Here is a 16,863-nt window from a genome sequence, read left to right as displayed (position 1 = left end):
ACCGACGCATCAGCGGTGGGGGTTGACCCGCTCCCGACGGGCGGCACGCACGGGACGTCCGGACGGAGCGGTTCGGCAGCTCCGAGCCGGACGATCCGCGGCTGCGCCGGGCCCGTCGTGGGCGGTTCGGGGCGGAGAGTACTCACGCCGACCGCGCCAGGCCATGAGGCGCTCCGGCCGTGTCGACGGCGTGTCGCGGGTTCGCCCGATCCGGGGGGTCGCGATCATCTGCGCGCCCGCCGCCGCGGCATCACCGACCAGCGCGTTCCTGCTCGATGGTCTCCAGCGACTTGCCGACGGTGTCGGGCATGAACGCGTACCCGATGACACCGCTGACCACCAGGAACCCGGCGAGCAGGGCGGCGACCGGGCCGATCGAGACCGTGGCGAGGAGCGGCACGAAGAAGCTCCACACGCCCAGGACGATCCGAGCCACCCCGAAGGTCACGCCTTGGGCCGTGCCGCGCAGCATCGTCGGGAACAGCTCCTGGCTGAACACCCGGTACGTCGAGTCACCGGCGAGGCCCGCCCCGGCGGTGAACAGGACGATGTTCGCGATCACGACGGGCACCGTGAACGGCAGCACCAGGTAGATGCCGAACGCCGCGACCTGGAGCACCGACCCGATCGCCCACATGATCCGCCGGGTGCGGTAGCTGCGGTCGTTGAGCGGCATGAACACCGCGACGGTCACGACGATGCTGATGACGAACCCGGCGCACGCGAGCGCCACGCCCGCCGCCTGGGTTCCCGCGCCCAGGGTCTGCACCACGTACGGGGTGAAGATGCCCGCGGTGCCGGCGGCAGCCCCCAGAACGTGTAGATCGACCCGCTCCACAGCAAGGCCCGCAGGTGGGGCCCGCGCAGCAGTTCCCTGGCCCGGACGCCGAGCGCGCCGGCCGCGCCCGCCGCCGCGGTCCAGCGCGCCGACTCGGCGATGCCGCGACGCAGCGCCCACGTCACGAGCGCAGCGACGAACAGGTGCAGGAACACGATGCGGATCCCGAGCAGGCCGAGCGAGCTGAGGACCAGCGCCAGCACGAGCACGACGACGGGTCCGATGCTCCACGCCACCTGGGTGAGCCCGAGCAGCCTGCCGCGTCCCCTCGCCGGTGCGATCTCTCCGACCAGCGACAACGACGTCGGCACGTCGGCGCCGACGGCCAGCCCCACCACGAACGTCCCGACGAACAGCATCGCGGGATCGACCGACAGCGCGATGAGCAGCACGCCGAGCGCGTAGATCAGGAGGTCCCACTTGTAGATGCGCTTGCGCCCCAGCCGATCCCCCAGCCGCCCGCCGACCAGCGCGCCGAGGGCACACCCGATCGCGTTCGGGCCGATCGCGGCGAGGATCCCGACCCCGGTGCTCGTCAGCCCGAACTCCGCCTGGAACAGGGTGAGCCCGGCGCCGAGCGCCACGATCGAGCCGGCGTCGAGGTACGACGCCATCGCGGCCAGCACCGACCACCGCCACTGCTGGCGGGTGATCGTCGAGCCGTCGTCGGCGGCCAGTCCGACCGTCTCCGGTGAGGTCATCGGGCACTCCTTCGTCGTCCTTCGGTGGCGACGTGCAGTGGTCAGTGCTCCAGCACGCGGGGGAACAGCTCGTGGTCGAACGGCTGCCCGGTCTCGAGCCCGAGCGGATCGGTGACGACGTGCGGCGCGCCGCTGTAGCGCGCTGCCGCGTCCATGTAGATCACGGCGTGCGCGACGCGCGGCTGGTCGGTCAGGTTGGGGGTGGCGGCGTGCGCGGTGCGGCCGTGGTGGAACGTGAGGTCGCCGGCGCGGAGCGGCACCGTGACCCGCGGCCGCCAGCGCAGCTCCGGCACGGCGTCGAAGAGGGCGGTCGCGTTCTCCAGGTCGACGCTGACGAAGTCGTCGCCGAGGTGCGAACCGGGCAGGAAGGTCATGCACCCGCGCTCCACCGGGACGTCGACCAGGGCGATCCACGCGGTCAGCCAGTGCCGCGCGCCGGTGTGCGGCCAGTAGGGGGCGTCGAGGTGGAACTCGGTCGCGGTGGACCGCTGCGGCTGCTTGATCAGGATCTGGTCGTGCCAGAGCCGCAGCGGCATGCCGGCCAGAGCCTCGGCCAGCTCGGCGATCCGCGGGTCGAGGGTTACCGCACGAATCCGCTCATCGTGCTGCCAGGCATTGACGAGCTGCGTGAACGGCTCGCCCTTGTAGCGCAGTGACTCCATGCTGGCGGAGAGCTCGACGGCCGCGGCCCTGGCGTTCGCGACCCCGGCCTCGTCGAGGACATCGGGCACGTGGACGAACCCGTCCCGGCGGTAGGCGGCGATCGACTCGGCGGGCAAGGTGGCCGTGGCACTCGCGGTGGACATGGCCACAGCGTGCCCGGACGGAGTGCCGCGCCGACAGCCCGATCCGTGCCATCCTTAGCACGATCCTGCTGTGGAGGTCCTCACCGTGATCGTCGACCACCTCGAATGGGCCACGTTGCCGTCCCCGCTCGACGCGGAGATCGACGTGAACCGCCACGTGCTGGACGAGACGCTGGTCGCGCACGACCACGACTTCGTCGAAGTGGCGGTCGTCGCCGGTGGCAGCGCGGTGCACGAGACCCTCTACGGCGAGCGGCGGATCGGGCGGGGCGACGCGTTCGTGATCCGGCCCGGAGCCTGGCACGCCTACCGGCGGTGCGTGCAGCTCGCGGTCGTGAACTGCTGCTTCCAGGCACGGCTGCTGGAACGGGAGCTGCAGTGGCTGGCCGGGGAGCCGCGGCTGCGCCTGCTGCTGTGGCCGGGTCGCGGGACCGACGACGGCGTCGTCCCCGTGTCGCTCGGGGCGGCCGCCTTCCAGCACCTGAACGAGCAGCTCGACCAACTCGCCACCGGGCCCGCCGACCTGCCTCGGCCGTACCGCATCGCGCATCTGCTGCTCCTGCTGCGGACCCTCGCCTGCGAGCTGGACATGACGCAGGTCGCCGAGTCCGAGCGCCTCGCGGCGACGCCTCCCACGATCACCGACGCCCTGCGGTTGCTCACCGACGACCTCGCCCGCCCGTGGCGGGCCGAGGAGCTGGCCGCAGCGGTCGGGCTCAGTCCTGCCCACTTCTCGCGGATCTTCCACCAGGCCGTCGGCCGGCCGCCGATGGCCCACCTCGCGGTGCTGAGGGCCGAGGCGGCCGCCGCCCGGCTGCTGCAGAGCAGCGAACCGCTGTCCGTGGTCGGGGCCGCCGTGGGCTGGGCCGACCCCAACTACTTCGCCCGCCGCTTCCGGGCCCACTTCGGCGCGAGCCCGAGCGAGTACCGCTCCCGGCGGAGCAGCACGGCGTGAGCACCGCCGTCCTCACAGCGTGATGGGGCCGAGATCCGCAGCGGTGCGGGCCAGTGCCCGGATCGCCGGGCTGTCGTGGGTCGACCGCCAGGCCAGGGCCCACTCGAGCGCCGGCGCATCGACCAGTGGCACGAAGACGATGCCGGGCGGGCTGTTGTAGCGGGCCGCGATCTCGCCGAACACGTGCACGCACTGCCCCGAGGCGACGAGCAGGAGGATCTCGTGGAAGGTCCGCGCCACCGGGCCACGCGGGACCCGGCGCCCGGACGGTGTGCGACTGGGGACCATCGAGGAGACCCAGTACTCGGGGGCGTCCGGGCCGAGGTCGACCACGTGCTCGTCGGCGAGGTCCTCCAGGGTCGCGGTGCCGCGGCGGGCCAGCGGGTGGTCCGCCGACACGGCCAGGACCCGTCGTCCGGTGAGCACGGTCGGCCCGACGGTGAGATCCGGTTCGGCGACGGGCAGCCACAGGACGTTCACGTCGTGATCCCCGGCGCGCAGGCTGGTGAACGCGTCGTAGCCGTTGATCTCGCCGAACCGGACGTCGATGCCGGGGTGGCGGGAGCGGAACGCGTCGACGAGCGGGTGCAGCTCGTGCCCCGCGTGCCCGAAAACGCCCACCCGCAGGCTCTGGCCGGTGCGGAGCCCGGCGGCCTCGGCGCGGGCGAGGCCTTCGTGGAGGAGGTCGACGGCCTGCTGCAGGTCCTCGCGCAGGCGCCTGCCCACCTCGGTCAGGCTCACCCGCCGGCTCGTGCGCTCGAACAGCGCCACGCCCAGGCGTCGCTCCTGCCGGCGGATGGCCTGGCTGACCCGGGCCTGGGACACGTGCAGCCGTTCGGCGGTGCGACCGAAGTGCAGCTCCTCGGCGAGCGTCAGGAAGATCTCGATGTCGCGGAACTCCACAGATAACTCCCAGGTTATCAATCGCTACCCGAAGCCTAGCTTGTTCGCCCTACGACCTGCACCGATGCTGGGTCCATGAACGACATCATCGATCGCATCGAGATCGAGGCGCTGCGCGCGGAGATCACCGACGCGGTGCTGATGCGCGACGTCGACCGGGTCGCGGCCCAGTTCACGATCGACGGTGTCATGCGGTGGCCGCACATCGGCAGGGAGTCCGTCGGCAGGGCCGAGATCCGTGCGGGCGTCGACCGCTACCACCGCCACCGCCGGAAATACGCCCAACGCGTCTACGAGGTCCGCTACGTCGACGCATCGCCGTTCGCGGGCACCGCGCCCGCACGACCGACAGGAGCATCGTCATGAACCTCGCGCTGTGGATCGCGGCCGGCCTGCTGGCGGCCGTCGCCCTGCTCGGCGGCATCACCAAGACCTTCGTCCCCAAGGAGAAGCTGGCCGCGCAGCACGGAGGCGAGTGGACGCGCGACGCGAGCGCCGGGTTCATCAAGACCCTCGGCGTGCTCGAACTCCTCGCCGCGGCCGGCCTGATCCTGCCCGCCGCGCTCGGCATCCTGCCGATCATGGGCGCGGTCACCGCCATCTGCTGGGTCCTGCTGATGATCGGCGCGATGGTCACGCACGCCCGTCTGGGGCAGCCCAAGCTCGTGGGGCTCAACGCGGTCTACCTCGCCCTCGCGGCGTTCATCGCAGTTGGGCAGCTTGCGGGGTGAGGTTTGCGGTTCCTGCTTCCGGGGCTCCGCCCCGGGCCCCGTCCCTCCCTCCGGTGGAGCTGTTTACCGGCCGGCTCCACCGTCGCTCGGTCGCCCTCCGGGATGCCACCCCGGCGCTCGGGTGTCAAACGAACCGCGTGTTTGACACCCGACCACCGGCGCGGCCTTGCTGTGCACGCCCGACCGACGGTGGAGCCTCTTTCGCGGGGATCCGGTGACTTCGCAGAGGTTCGGTGGTCCTCGCAGGAGTTCGAACCTCTGCGACGACGCCTCAACTTCTGCGAGGATCCCCGATGCCGACGGCGTGCTTCGCGTCCGGCGCTAAATGGTGTCTGACCTGCGATAATCGGCAGCCGTTCGAACCTGTGTTCGGGTAGAATTAGGGTATGACCGAGAACCCGCTCGCCCAGGCCGCGCGCCTGATCGAGCAGGCGTTCACGGCCCTCTCCGACAGCCCCGATCCCCTCGCCGCGCTCCTCGTTCTGGAGGGGGTGTCGCGGCAGGTCGACCGGGCGAAGGTCGCCGCCATCGCGGCTGTCGAACGCGACGGCTCCCTGGCGGAGAAGGGTTACCGCACCACCGTCGCGGGGTTGAAGGATCTGCTCGGCTGGGACCACGACACCGCCCGGCGGCATGTCACGGTCGCCGAACACGTTGGGCCGCGGGTCGCCCTGGACGGCGCTCCGTTGGAGCCGGTGCTGCCCGCGACCGCGGCGGCGTTCACCGATGGTGCGGCCACGATGCGGCACGTGGAGACCATCGCCGCGCTGATGAACTCCCGCCCCGCCTCCCGGATCAGCCTGGCCGACCGGATCTCGATCGAGGCCAGCCTGGGCGAGGCCGCCCGCACCTTCACCCCGCACGACGTTCGTGTCATGGGCCAAGAGCTGCTCGCCGCGGCTGATCTGGATGGGCCGGAGCCGGATGAGCGGCCCGGTCGTAACGAACTGCAGATGGGCGCGAACGCTGATGGCAGCGGGTGGCTGCGCGGCCAGTTCGAGGACCCGTTGGCGTTCGCGGCGATCTGCACCGCCATCGAAGCCCGCACCCGACCCACACCCGAGAACCGGGGCACCACCGCGGCGGAGCGCAACGCGGCGGCGTTGGCGGAGATCTGTGGGTTCGCCCTCGACCACGGCGCGTCCGGTGAGGTGGGTGGGGAACGCCCCAGGGTCACCGTCACGATTCGGCTCGACGATCTGGAAGACCGGGCGCGTACGGCGATGCTGGACACCGGGGGACAACTGACCCCCGGGCAACTGCGGCGCCTGTTGTGCGATGCCCACCTGGTCCCGGTCGTGCTGGGCGGGGACAGCCAACCTCTCGACGTCGGCCGCACCCACCGCCTCGTCCCCACCTGGCTGCGTCGCGCGGTCGCCCTGCGCGACCACGGTTGCGCCCACCCCGGCTGCGACCGACCACCATCCTGGTGCGAAGTCCACCACGTGATCGAGTGGCAACACGGCGGCGCAACGGCCTTTGAACCGCCCTGGGCGCGGGAGAGGCTCCTGATCTAACCAAGGAGACTGGGGCTATGTCCGCTCCCCGGAAGTTCGACGACGAGACACGTGCCCGTGCGGTGCGCCTGTATCAGGACCGGTTGCGTGAGCACGGTGACTCGAAGCTGGCCGCGCGTCGCCATGTGGGCGCGCTGTTGGATATCAACCAGTCCACGATCCGGAACTGGATTCGCGCCGAGGAGGGCGAGGGATCGGCATCGGCCCGACCTGTGGCGGCTGCGGATGATGTACAGGCAGAGTTGCGGCGGTTGCGCGCGGAGAATGCGGAATTGCTCCGCGCGAACGACATCTTGAAGACGGCGTCAGCGTTTTTCGCCCAGGCGGAGCTCGACCGTCGACTTCGCTGATCTGCGAGTACATCGCAGACCATCGTGACCGTTTCGGGGTCGAGCCGATCTGCGCCGTGCTGTCGCAACACGGCGTCACGATCGCCCCGGGCACGTTCTACCGCTGGCTGACACGGCCGGTGAGTGATGCGCAGCTGGAGGAAGCGTATGTGGTGAACGCCATCGTCACGCTCTATCGAAAGAACAGGTCGGTGTACGGGGTGCGGAAGCTGTGGCGCGTCGCCCGTCGTGCCGGGCTGCGCGTGGGCCGGGACCAGGTTGGGCGGCTGATGCGGATCGCCGGTGTCCAGGGTGTTCGCCGCGGTGCGCACCGGACCCGGACCACCACCCGCGACGAGCGGGCCGCGCGACATCCCGACCTGGTCAAGCGTGGGTGGGCGGCGCCGACGAAGCCGGACGCGATCTGGGTGGCGGACTTCACCTACGTGTGGACCGCGGCCGGGTTCTGCTACGTCTCGTTCATCACCGATGTGTACTCACGTCGTATTCTTGGCTGGCGGGCATCGATGGACAGATCCGCAGATCTGGTCACCTCGGCGCTGGAGCAAGCATTGAGCACCCGACGCCGGACGGTCTACGGTTTCACCACCAATGGACTGATCCATCATTCCGACGCCGGCTCCCAATACACCGCCATTGCGATGACCGAGGCGTTGGCCGAGGCCGGTATCTCCGGGTCGATCGGGACGGTCGGCGACGCGCTGGACAACGCGCTGATGGAATCGACGATCGGACTGTACAAGACCGAACTGATCAACACCCGTGACCGGGGCCGAAACTGGACCGGACGCCTCGAGGTCGAACGCGAGACCGCCGACTGGGTTCACTGGTACAACAACGACAGAATCCACTCATCAATCGACTACATGACACCCGTAGAACGGGAAATGGTGTACGCTGACACCATCACCCAACGGGTAGCCCACCCAGCCGAGGTGGCCTGAACCCGAGCCTCTCGCGAACCCAGGGCGGTTCACTTGGACAACCTGGTCATGCTGTGTTGCCAACACCATGATCAAATCCACGCCACCGAGTGGCGCATAGACATGAGCTCCGGGAAACCGGAGTTCATCCCGCCACCCTGGATGACAGATCTGTGGGCCGCGCCATGACCAGGGCACCTCTGTGCCCTGAGGCAGGCCACAGGCTCCACCGTCGATCGGGCTGTGGCATCCCATCAGGGCGAGCGATCGGCGGTGGAGCCGACCGCAGGTTTCCCGCTCCACCCGAGCGAGGCCGGGGTTCGGGGCAGCGTCCCGAGAGGTCCCGCCTACTTCTCGTACCCGATCGTCTCCGGCAGGGGGACGGTGAACGGGAGGGCGCCGACGTTGGCGAGGCCGTGCTTCACGGCGTAGACGACCGGCAGGGTCGTGGTGGTGAGCAGGCCGTACTGGGCGAGGGCCTCCTTCTCGACGGCGTTGCCCTGCTCGATCTGCTTCGCGGGGTCGGAGATGGACTGGACGGCCTTCAGCTTCGCGTCGAGCTCGGGGGTGCCGGTGCCGGAGAGGTTGCTCGATCCCGTGGTGCAGTAGAGGTCGCACAGGTAGTTCATGCCGAAGGGGTCGGGCTGGTCCTGGCTCCAGATGAACATGTCGTACTCGCGGCCGTTGATCACCTTGGAGAAGTCGGACGACGGCACGGTGCGGATGTCGAGCTGCACGCCGATCGTCTTCATCATGGCGACGAGCGCCAGCGAGCGGGTCTTGGCCACCACGTCGTCGCCCACCACCACCAGCGTGAACTTGAGCGGCGTGCCGTTCTTGGCGCGCATGCCGTCGGGGCCTGCGGTCCAGCCGGCGGCGTCGAGGTCACGGGCGGACTGCTGCGGGTCGAACGTGAGCAGGCCGGCGAGGTTGTCCTGGTAGCCGGGCTGGGTCGGGATCAGGCCCAGCGAACCCGACAGCGGCTCGGTGAAGCCGAGGCCCTGGGCGGCGATGTCGGCGAGCTGCTTGCGGTCGATCCCCTCCAGCACCGCCTTGCGCACGGCGACGTCGGTCAGCACCGGCGACTTCGCGTTCAGGCTGATCACGCCGGTCTGCGCGGCCTTGCCGCGGCGCAGGTCGATCCCCTCCATGCCCTGCACCTGCGCGAGCCGGTCCTTCGTGCCGACGTTGGTGTAGCTGATCTGCCCGTTGCGGAACGCGTTGATGCTGGCGGAGCTCTCCAGCTGCTCGTAGACGACGGTGTCGAGCTTGCCCGGCTTCCCCCACCACTCCGGGTTCCGCACGAACGTCACGGTGCCGTGCTGCTCGTCGTACGTCTTCGCGACGTACGGGCCCGCACCCCACTCCGGGCGCATGTTCTGCACGTACGACGTGTTGAACGCGTCCGCGCTCGCCGTCGCCTTCGGGTGCAGCACCTTGCGGAACTGGCCCTGCCAGCCCGCGTAGCCGCCCTTGAACGTCACGACGGCCTGGCGGTCGTCGACGCCGCGCGTGACCGAGGTGATGCGGTCGAAGCCGGCCACCACCCCCAGGAAGTAGGCGGGATCAGCCCCGCGGACCGCCTTCCACGTGCCCTCGAACGTCGTCCAGTCCAGCGGCGTGCCGTCGTTGAAGTGCGCCTTCGGGTTGATCGTGTACGTGACGCGCAGGTTGCCGTCGACCGTCTCCTGCTGCACGTCGGTCAGGTAGTCGGGGTTGAACTGCGGCGTGCCGTCGACGGCGTACGTGACGAGCACCGGGTTGTTCCACGGCCACAGGTTCTCCGACCAGCCCGACGTGTCCCCGTGGAACGTGTTGAGCTGCGCCGGGATCTCCCGCACCCCGACGGTCAGGGTGCCGCCGTCGCGCAGGTTCTCGTACGGCTGCGGGTCGTACTGGGCCTGGTCCGACACCGCGGCCGGCGGTGCCGGCGGTCCACCACAAGCGGCGAGCACAGCAGCGAGCGCAAGGGCAGCGGCAGGCAACAGGCGACGCATGGCGACCTCTCGGGTACGGGAAACGGCGTAACGGGCCGCCACCCATGATCGCCTACTTGAATCCGCCGAACGCCAGACCCTCCTGGATCTTCCGCTGGAAGACGGCGTAGACGACGAGCACGGGCAGGATCGCGATCACCAACCCGGCGAACAGGGCGCTCCAGTCGCTGCGGTAGCCCTGGTTCGCCGCGAGGATGGCCAGGCCCTGCGAGAGCACGTACTTGTCCTTGGCCGGCATCAGCACCAGCGGCAGCATGAACTGGTTCCACAGCCCGAGGAAGTTGAAGATCCCGACGCTGATGATGCCCGGCCGCGCGAGCGGCAGCATGATCCGGAAGAACACGCCTGCGTGCGAGCAGCCGTCCAGCAGCCCGGCCTCGATCAGCGAGCCCGGCAGGGTGCGGAAGAAGCCGACCAGGAAGAACACCGTGAACGGCAGCGCATAGGCGACGTACACGAGGATCAGCCCGGGGTAGCTCGCGATCAGCCCCAGGTTGCGCACCACCAGGAACAGCGGCACCAGCACGAGGATGATCGGGAACGCCATCCCGGCGATGAACGCGTAGTACAGGACGTCCCGGCCGGGGAAGGTGTACCGGGCGATCACGTAGGCGGTCATCGCGCCGAGCAGCATCACGAGCAGCGTCGCGCAGACGACGACGATCAGGCTGTTGATGAAGTACGGTCCGATGCCGCCCTCGGTCCAGGCGCGGACGAAGTTGTCGAACCGCCACTGCGCCGGCAGGCCCCACGGGTTGGTGAAGATCTCCTGGTCGGACTTGAAGGACGTCAGCAGCGCCCACAGCAGCGGCGCCACCACCATGATCGCCCACACCACCAGGAACGCCCGGGAGAAGGCTCCCGTCGTGCGCTCCCCCACCGACGGACCGTCGGCGGGAGGCGCGATGCGCACGGGCGCCGGCCGTGCCGGTTGTGCCTTGACGGTCGAGACACTCATGCGTACTCCACCTGCTCCCGGCGCGCGAAGCGCATGACGAGGACCGCCAGGACGAGGGTGATCAAGCACAGCGCCACCCCGATGGCGGACGCGTAGCCGAACCGACCCTCGGTGAACGCGGTGCGGTACAGGTACTGCGCCACCACCTCGGTGGAGCGGTCGGGGCCGCCGTCGGGCAGCATCGTCTGCAGCAGCGTGAAGCCGTCCAGCGCGGCGATGCCGAGGTACACGGCCGAGACCTGCACGCTCTCCCAGATCATCGGGATCGTGATCGAGGTCAACGTGCGGAAGGCGCCGGCCCCGTCGAGCGTGGCCGCCTCGTAGACGTCCCGGGGCACGGACTTCATCGCCGCCGAGAACAGCACGTAATAGAAGCCGACCGCGCTCCAGATCATCACTGCCATCACCGCCGGCAGCGCGGTCGTGGTGTCACCCAGCCACGCCCTGGTCAGCCAGGACAGACCGACGGCACGCAGCACCGCGTTCAGCAGACCCGCCTGCGGGTTGTAGAGGAACGCGAACAGGATGCCCACGATCACCACGGGCAGGACGTGCGAGAAGAAGTAGACGACCTGGTAGAACCGCGACCCGCGGACCCTGCTGATCGCCGTTGCCGAGGCGAACAGCAGGGCCAGCCCGAGCACGAACACCGGCACCACGATCAGGATCGCCAGGTTGTGGCTCATCGCCCGCCAGAACAGGCCGTCGGACAGCAGCTCGCCGTAGTTGGCGAGCCCGACGAAGTTCTGCGTGTTCGACAACCCCTTCCAGTCGGTCACCGAGATGTAGAACGCCTGGGCGTACGGCGACACCACGAAGACGACGTAGAGCAGCAGGGGGATGGCCAGGAACGAGACGATGAACGGGTACTTGCCGTGGCGCACGGTGTACCTCTCAGCGGTTGTACTTGGTGATGCTGGAGTCGCCCGCGACCTTGTCGGACACCGCCTGCAGGGCCGACAGGTACTGGTCGGCGGTGCTGCGCCCGGCCAGCAGGTTGCCGGTCTCGGTCTTGAGCGCCGCGCTGAAGGGCGCGTACCAGGTGCGGAACTGCCAGTTGAAGACGTTGGTGCCCGCCGCGCCGAGCGCGGTGGACAGCGACGCCAGCGCCGGCGTCTTCTTCGTCACGGCGTCGGTGCCGCCCTTCACGACGGGCACCGAGGCCGTCTCGGTCGCGAACGCCGCCGCGCCCTTCTTGCCCAGCATGATCCGCAGGTACTCCATGCCGCCGTTGACGTTCTTGGCGTCCTTGGGTACGACGAAGAACTCGGCCGGCTGGGTGCGCAGCGCGGTGGCCGGCATGGCCGAGCCCGGGCCGAGCACCGGCACCGGCAGCACGGTCATCTCGAAGTCGGGCGGCGAGATCGTCTTCATCTCGTTCTCGATCCACGAGCCGGACACGTAGAACGCGGCCTTCCCCTGCACCCACGCCGTCTGCGCCTCGGTGTGCTTGAGGCCCTCCGAGCCGGGGAGGAAGTAGCCCTTCTTCACCATCTCCTCGATGCCCTGCGTGGCCTGCACGATCGGCGCCTGCTTCCAGGCGTTCGGCTTCAGGTTGTCGATGTTCTTGACGACGTCGAGGCCGCCCTGCTTGATCGCGGCGCCGAGGTTGAGGTCGATCACGTAGTCCGCGGCGTTGGTGCCGCCGTACGCGAACGGCGAGATGCCCGCCGCCTTGATCTTCTCCGAGAGCGCCATCATCTCGTCCCACGTGGTGGGCGGTGTCCAGCCGTTCTTCGCGAACAGCGGCTTCGAGTACCAGATCGCGTAGGTCTCGTAGACGTAGTTGACGCCGTAGAACTTGCCGCCGAACGTGCCCTGCTCGATGGTGCCGGGCAGCAGCGTGTCGCGGACCTTGACGTTCGGGTCGTCGATCGACGGGGCGTCGAGCAGCTTGCTGAGGTCGGCGAGCTTGCCCTCGTTGACGAGGTTGGCGTACTCGATCTTCTGGGCGCCGGAGTCGTCCAGCACGTCGGGCGGGTTGCCGCCGACGAACCGCGGCTGCATCTCCTGGCTGATCTGCGTGGTGGCGGTGTGGTTGACCTTGGCCTGCGGGAAGGCCTGGGTGTACATGGCCTCGTGTGCCTTGGCGTAGCCCTCGCCGTAGCCGCCGTTGAAGATGACGACGTCGAGCGGGGCGTCGGCGGCCACGCCGAGCGGGTTGGTGGCGCTGACGGCGCCGGCGGCCCCGCCGGACGGGGCGCCACCGCCGCCGCCGGTGGCGCACGCGGCGAGCACGCCGGTGGCGGGCACGGCGAGCAGGCCGGCAGCGGCCAGTCGCTGGAGGAACTGCCTGCGGTCGAGGCCAGCTGTCATTTTCGATCTCCGGATCAGTTGGGCGGGCAGGTCAAGCAGAGCGTCGGATGCGACCGGCGTAGCGGGCCTCGAGAGCCCGGTTGTGCTCGTCGCCCTCTGGCACGTTCGACGACAGGTAGACGGGCGGCAGCTCGCCCGCGGCGAGCTGGGCGGCGACCACCTCGGCCACCACCATCTGCGCGAGCAGCGCGGCCGTGATGGACGAGATCGCGCAGACCCGCACGTCCCCGCTCTGAAGGAGCGCGTCGCCGTACGGGGCGTGGTTGTCGAGCACGACGTCGGCCAGCTCGAAGAGCCGCTTGCCCGACGGGTGCCGCGACGTGATGCGGCTGCTGTGCTGCAGCGAGGTGATGGCGATCAACGGGTGCCCGTGCGCCTTGACGACCTGCGCGAACTCCACGACCGCGCCGTTGCCGCCCGAGCTGGAGGCGATCACGAACACGTCCCGCGGGTCGATGGCGTGCAGGTCGTACAGCCGTTGCGCGACCGAGAGGTCCCGTTCGAGCAGGGGATCGGTGAGCACGTCGGGGTCGGCGCCGCCGATCAGCACCAGGTCGCGCAGCGCGATCATGTTGGTGGGCACCAGGCCGCCGGCCCGTCCGGCGATCTCCATGGCCAGCGCCTGCGAGTGCCCGGTGCCGAAGGCCTGCACGACCCCACCTGCGCGCAGGCCCTCGACCACCAGACGAGCGGCCGCGGAGACGGCCTCTGCCTGGGCTGCCGCCACCTCGACGACGGACTGCCCGGCAGCCGCCGCGAACGCCGCGGCGGAGATCGGGGCCCGGCGCGTCTCCTGCGCGGTCATCGGGCTCCCTCCGTGGGCTGGCTGATCGGCGACAGCAGCACGCCGCCGTGGCCGGTGCGCACGCCGCTGGACGTCGTCGGCGTGCGGTGGCCCGCGACCGCGTCCGCGGTGACGGCGAACGCCTCCGTGGCCTGCTCGTGGATGCGCTGCGCGACGGCGAGGTAGATCAGGTCGAGCACGAGGATCTGGGAGTGCCGCGCCGACATGGCGCCGGAGCGGAACGACGGCTCGCGCACCGACGTGGACAGCACGTGGTCGGCGGCGTCCGCGATCGGCGACGGCACGAAGTTGGTGAGCGCGACCGTGAGCGCGCCACGCGCCCTGGCCTGCGCGAGCATCTCGACGGTCTCGGTGGTGCGCCCGCTGTGCGAGAGCGCGATCGCGACGTCACCGGGGCGCAGCAGCGCGGCGCTGGTCAGGCCGTTGTGCACGTCGGACCACGTCCAGGACGCGATCCCGATGCGGTGCATGCGCAGCTGCATGTCCTCCAGCACCGCCGCGCTGCCGCCGATGGCGTAGAAGTCGACCCGGCGGGCCCCGATCACGCCTTCGACGACGGCGGCGACGGCCCGCATGTCCAGCGCGGCCGCCGTCTCCTGCATGGCCCGCAGGTCGACGGCGAGGAGGGTGCGCATGACGCGGTCGAGCGGGTCGTCGGGCAGCACGTCGGCGCCGATGCCGACCTCCCAGCCGGCCTGGGCGGCCCGGCCGAGCTCGGTGGCGATGCCGACGCGCAGCTCCGTGTAGCCGGCCACGCCGATCGTGCGGCAGAACCGGGTGACGGTGGCCGACGAGGTGCCGCTCCGCTCCCCCAGCTCGACGATCGTGGCGCGGGAGGCCCACTCCGGGTCGTCCAGGATCACGTCCGCGACCTGCCGCAACGCCCCCGAGAGGCCGGGCAACCGGCCACGCAGCTGGACGAGCAGCTGACCGGCGCCCGCCTCTGCGGGTTCAGGTCCGGCCGGCACTGCCATGAAAACAACCTTTCGGGGGTCGGCGAGGTGGTGAAAATTTCCACCGAACGGGGTTCACTGTCAAGACCTCGTCACGAAACGTTTACCGGAGGCCGGAAGTGGATCTCTACCTGGGCGTCGACGCCGGCGGGACCCGCACCCGGGTCGCCGTGACCGACAGCAGCGGTCATCCGGTCGGGGCGGCCGAGGGCGGCGGCGGCAACCCCGTGTCCCATCCCTGGGACGCCGCCGTCGACGCGCTCGCCGGCACGGTCGTCGCCGCGCTGGGCAGCACGCCCGCCGACCGCGTCGCAGCGAGCGTGATCGGGTTGGCCGGGTTCGGCTGCGCGAGCGACATGGCCGCCGCTGTCGCCGCGCGGGCCGGGCTGTGCAGCCCACCTCTGCTGGTCAGCGATGTGGTCGTCGCCTACGCCGCCGGCAGCGACGAACCGGACGGCTGCGTGCTCGTCGCCGGCACCGGTGCGACCGCGGGGCGCGTCACGGAGTGGCAGCTGGCCGACTCCGTCGACGGGCACGGCTGGCTGCTGGGCGACACCGGGTCCGCGTTCTGGCTGGGCCGGGCCGCGGTGCAGGCGGCGCTGGCGGCCCTGGAGGACCGCCGCGTGCCCACGGCCCTGCTGCCCGCGGTCACCGCCGCACTGCTCCCGCGCGGTGCGCCGGCGGCCGAGCTGCGAGGGGCGATCATCGCGGCCGTGCACGCCGGGCCACCCGTCGCGCTCGCCCGGTTGGCGCCGCTCGTGGCCGCGGCGGCCACCGACGGTGACGCCGTGGCCGGCCGGATCGTCGACGCCGCGGTGTCCGGGCTGGTCGGCTCGCTCGCCGCCCTGCGCCCCGACGGCGACGTCACGCCGCTCGTCGTCGCAGGTGGAGTGGCCGGGAGCGACGGGCCGGTCGGAGTCGCGCTGCGCACCGAGCTGGACCGGCGCTGGCCCGGCTGCGTGCGCCGCGCCGGCGACGGCGCCCTGGCCGCGGCCCGCCTCGCCCGGGAGCTGACCCGGTGCCCTCCGCGGTAGAACGTTCGATCATGTCGGTGTCTCGGGTTACCGTCACTCCTTCGACGATTCCCTCACTGACACGTGTACGCACAGTGTCGGTGAGGGGGTGGAGGATGAACCCATGACCGCGAGCGCTGCTGCGGAGAGCCGCATCCATGTCGACCCCCGGTCGGCCGTCCGGGTGACGTTCGATCCGTACACCAGCGTCCTCGCGCTCGCCTGCGCGAGCGCCCGGGACCTGACCCGCGGCCACGACACCCCGCTGGCCCGCATCGCCACGCGGATGCCCGACCGCGGGCTGCGCGCGGTGGCACGTCTGGTCACGCCGGGCAGTTCGGTGGGGCCGGACTGCCTCACCCCCGCCAACCTGGGCGAGGACACCGACGTCGCCGTCCAGATCGACCGGCTGCGCGCCCTCACCGCCGACGAGCTCACCGCCGACTTCGCGCGGAACTTCGGCGCCCGCGCACCGCAGCACTGGCGGCAGGTCGTCGACGACCCGCGGCCGTGGGCGAGCGACGTCGCCGACGCACTGTCCGCGCTGTGGACGCTCGTCGAGCCGGTGTGGCGGCGCGAGTCCGCGCTGCGCGGGCGCGAGGCCGACCGCGTGGGCGCGGCTGCGGCCCGTCAGTCGCTGGACATCGTGCTGGCCGGCGCGCATCCGCGCGGCCGCGTCTGCGACGGCGCGCTCGTCTTCCCCGATCCGGAGGCCACCGTCACCGACGCGACCGGCCGAACCGTCGTGCTGGCCCCCGTGCTGCAACGGCTCGACGTGTCGATCTCCAACCTGGAGCAGCCGGACATCCTCTGGTTCGCCTACCCGGTGCCCGGCAGCACCGGCCCGGCCGCCGACCCGGCCGGGCTCGACGCCCTGCTCACCCCGGTGCGGGCGCTGGTGCTGCGGGCCCTGTCCGACGGCTGGAGCATGTCGCAGATCGCCACCACCGCCGGCATCGGCGCGAGCGCCGCCACCTACCACGTGGACGCGCTGGTCGCGGCCGGGCTCGTGGTGCGCCGCCGCGAGGGCCGCCGCACGCTGGTCAGCCGCACCCCCCGCGGCGACGGCCTGATCGACCTGTACGAGCACCGGTAGC

General features: G+C 70.7%; 17 protein-coding genes and 1 other annotated feature. Of the genes, 7 read left to right on the top strand and 10 right to left on the bottom strand.

The genetic code is table 11. From position 1 onward, the window contains the following. Nucleotides 1-250: 250 nt before the first annotated feature. Genes ACQEVB_RS17585 through ACQEVB_RS17575 form a run of 3 tightly spaced genes read right to left on the bottom strand, consistent with a single transcriptional unit; the run spans nt 251 to nt 2,345 of the window. Nucleotides 251-733, bottom strand: coding sequence for an MFS transporter (locus ACQEVB_RS17585; RefSeq protein ID WP_432972212.1), 483 nt, complete (start codon nt 731-733; stop codon nt 251-253). After that, the gene (locus tag ACQEVB_RS17580; RefSeq protein ID WP_432972209.1) at nt 691-1,539 is read right to left on the bottom strand and encodes an MFS transporter; all 849 of its coding nucleotides are present in this window, start codon (nt 1,537-1,539) and stop codon (nt 691-693) included. The genes ACQEVB_RS17585 and ACQEVB_RS17580 overlap by 43 nt, the downstream gene beginning before the upstream one ends. Nucleotides 1,540-1,580: 41 nt before the next feature. Further along, entirely contained in the window at nt 1,581-2,345 is a 765-nt protein-coding gene (locus ACQEVB_RS17575; protein ID WP_432972206.1) for a phytanoyl-CoA dioxygenase family protein, read from the bottom strand. A 70-nt stretch (nt 2,346-2,415) separates the two neighbouring features. On the opposite strand from ACQEVB_RS17575, the gene ACQEVB_RS17570 reads away from it, so the two are divergent. Further along, on the top strand, nt 2,416-3,300 hold the full coding sequence (locus ACQEVB_RS17570) for a helix-turn-helix domain-containing protein (RefSeq protein ID WP_432972203.1): 885 nt from the start codon (nt 2,416-2,418) through the stop codon (nt 3,298-3,300). Nucleotides 3,301-3,312: 12 nt separating this feature from the next. Here ACQEVB_RS17570 and ACQEVB_RS17565 read toward each other — a convergent pair whose 3' ends face one another. After that, nucleotides 3,313-4,203, bottom strand: a complete 891-nt coding sequence (locus ACQEVB_RS17565; protein WP_432972200.1) for a LysR family transcriptional regulator — start codon at nt 4,201-4,203, stop codon at nt 3,313-3,315. Between the two features lie 75 nt (nt 4,204-4,278). On the opposite strand from ACQEVB_RS17565, the gene ACQEVB_RS17560 reads away from it, so the two are divergent. The 4 genes from ACQEVB_RS17560 to ACQEVB_RS17545 all read left to right on the top strand — a co-directional run bounded on the left by ACQEVB_RS17560 (nt 4,279) and on the right by ACQEVB_RS17545 (nt 7,745). After that, entirely contained in the window at nt 4,279-4,569 is a 291-nt protein-coding gene (locus tag ACQEVB_RS17560) for a hypothetical protein (RefSeq protein WP_432972197.1), read from the top strand. After that, nucleotides 4,566-4,934, top strand: a complete 369-nt coding sequence (locus tag ACQEVB_RS17555; RefSeq protein WP_432972194.1) for a DoxX family protein — start codon at nt 4,566-4,568, stop codon at nt 4,932-4,934. Before ACQEVB_RS17560 ends, ACQEVB_RS17555 begins: the two co-directional genes overlap by 4 nt. Before the next feature lie 386 nt (nt 4,935-5,320). Continuing rightward, the gene (locus ACQEVB_RS17550) at nt 5,321-6,451 is read left to right on the top strand and encodes a DUF222 domain-containing protein (protein ID WP_432972191.1); all 1,131 of its coding nucleotides are present in this window, start codon (nt 5,321-5,323) and stop codon (nt 6,449-6,451) included. A gap of 17 nt (nt 6,452-6,468) precedes the next feature. After that, a protein-coding gene (locus ACQEVB_RS17545; protein WP_432972188.1) for an IS3 family transposase occupies nt 6,469-7,745 on the top strand; the annotation gives its coding sequence in 2 pieces (ribosomal slippage) (nt 6,469-6,769 and nt 6,769-7,745; 1,278 coding nt in all). Further along, nucleotides 6,759-6,890, top strand: a sequence feature (AL1L pseudoknot). It overlaps the preceding gene by 132 nt. Before the next feature lie 326 nt (nt 7,746-8,071). On the opposite strand, the gene ACQEVB_RS17540 is transcribed toward ACQEVB_RS17545, so the two are convergent. The 6 genes from ACQEVB_RS17540 to ACQEVB_RS17515 are packed head-to-tail and all read right to left on the bottom strand — an operon-like array spanning nt 8,072 to nt 14,774. After that, nucleotides 8,072-9,721 (bottom strand): ABC transporter family substrate-binding protein, encoded by a 1,650-nt coding sequence (locus ACQEVB_RS17540; RefSeq protein WP_432972185.1) that lies wholly within the window; start codon nt 9,719-9,721, stop codon nt 8,072-8,074. A 52-nt stretch (nt 9,722-9,773) separates the two neighbouring features. Further along, complete coding sequence (locus tag ACQEVB_RS17535; RefSeq protein WP_432972182.1) at nt 9,774-10,679, bottom strand: carbohydrate ABC transporter permease; 906 nt, start codon at nt 10,677-10,679, stop codon at nt 9,774-9,776. Further along, complete coding sequence (locus ACQEVB_RS17530) at nt 10,676-11,563, bottom strand: carbohydrate ABC transporter permease (protein WP_432972179.1); 888 nt, start codon at nt 11,561-11,563, stop codon at nt 10,676-10,678. Before ACQEVB_RS17530 ends, ACQEVB_RS17535 begins: the two co-directional genes overlap by 4 nt. Before the next feature lie 10 nt (nt 11,564-11,573). Next, complete coding sequence (ngcE, locus tag ACQEVB_RS17525) at nt 11,574-12,995, bottom strand: N-acetylglucosamine/diacetylchitobiose ABC transporter substrate-binding protein (RefSeq protein WP_432972176.1); 1,422 nt, start codon at nt 12,993-12,995, stop codon at nt 11,574-11,576. 31 nt (nt 12,996-13,026) lie between these two features. Next, a complete protein-coding gene (locus ACQEVB_RS17520) occupies nt 13,027-13,800 on the bottom strand; it encodes a sugar isomerase domain-containing protein (RefSeq protein WP_432972173.1) in 774 nt (257 codons plus the stop codon). Continuing rightward, nucleotides 13,797-14,774 carry a MurR/RpiR family transcriptional regulator gene (locus ACQEVB_RS17515; RefSeq protein WP_432972170.1) on the bottom strand — a complete coding sequence of 326 codons (978 nt, stop codon included), beginning with the start codon at nt 14,772-14,774 and terminating at the stop codon, nt 13,797-13,799. The genes ACQEVB_RS17520 and ACQEVB_RS17515 overlap by 4 nt, the downstream gene beginning before the upstream one ends. A 98-nt stretch (nt 14,775-14,872) precedes the next feature. On the opposite strand from ACQEVB_RS17515, the gene ACQEVB_RS17510 reads away from it, so the two are divergent. Continuing rightward, on the top strand, nt 14,873-15,787 hold the full coding sequence (locus ACQEVB_RS17510; protein WP_432972167.1) for an N-acetylglucosamine kinase: 915 nt from the start codon (nt 14,873-14,875) through the stop codon (nt 15,785-15,787). A gap of 103 nt (nt 15,788-15,890) precedes the next feature. Continuing rightward, complete coding sequence (locus tag ACQEVB_RS17505) at nt 15,891-16,862, top strand: winged helix-turn-helix domain-containing protein (RefSeq protein ID WP_432972164.1); 972 nt, start codon at nt 15,891-15,893, stop codon at nt 16,860-16,862. The last annotated feature ends 1 nt before the right edge of the window (nt 16,863 follow it).

Origin of the sequence: Pseudonocardia sp. CA-107938 (assembly GCF_050936315.1) — a bacterium.
Lineage (GTDB): Bacteria > Actinomycetota > Actinomycetes > Mycobacteriales > Pseudonocardiaceae > Pseudonocardia.
This window is presented reverse-complemented; position numbering and strand designations above follow the sequence as displayed.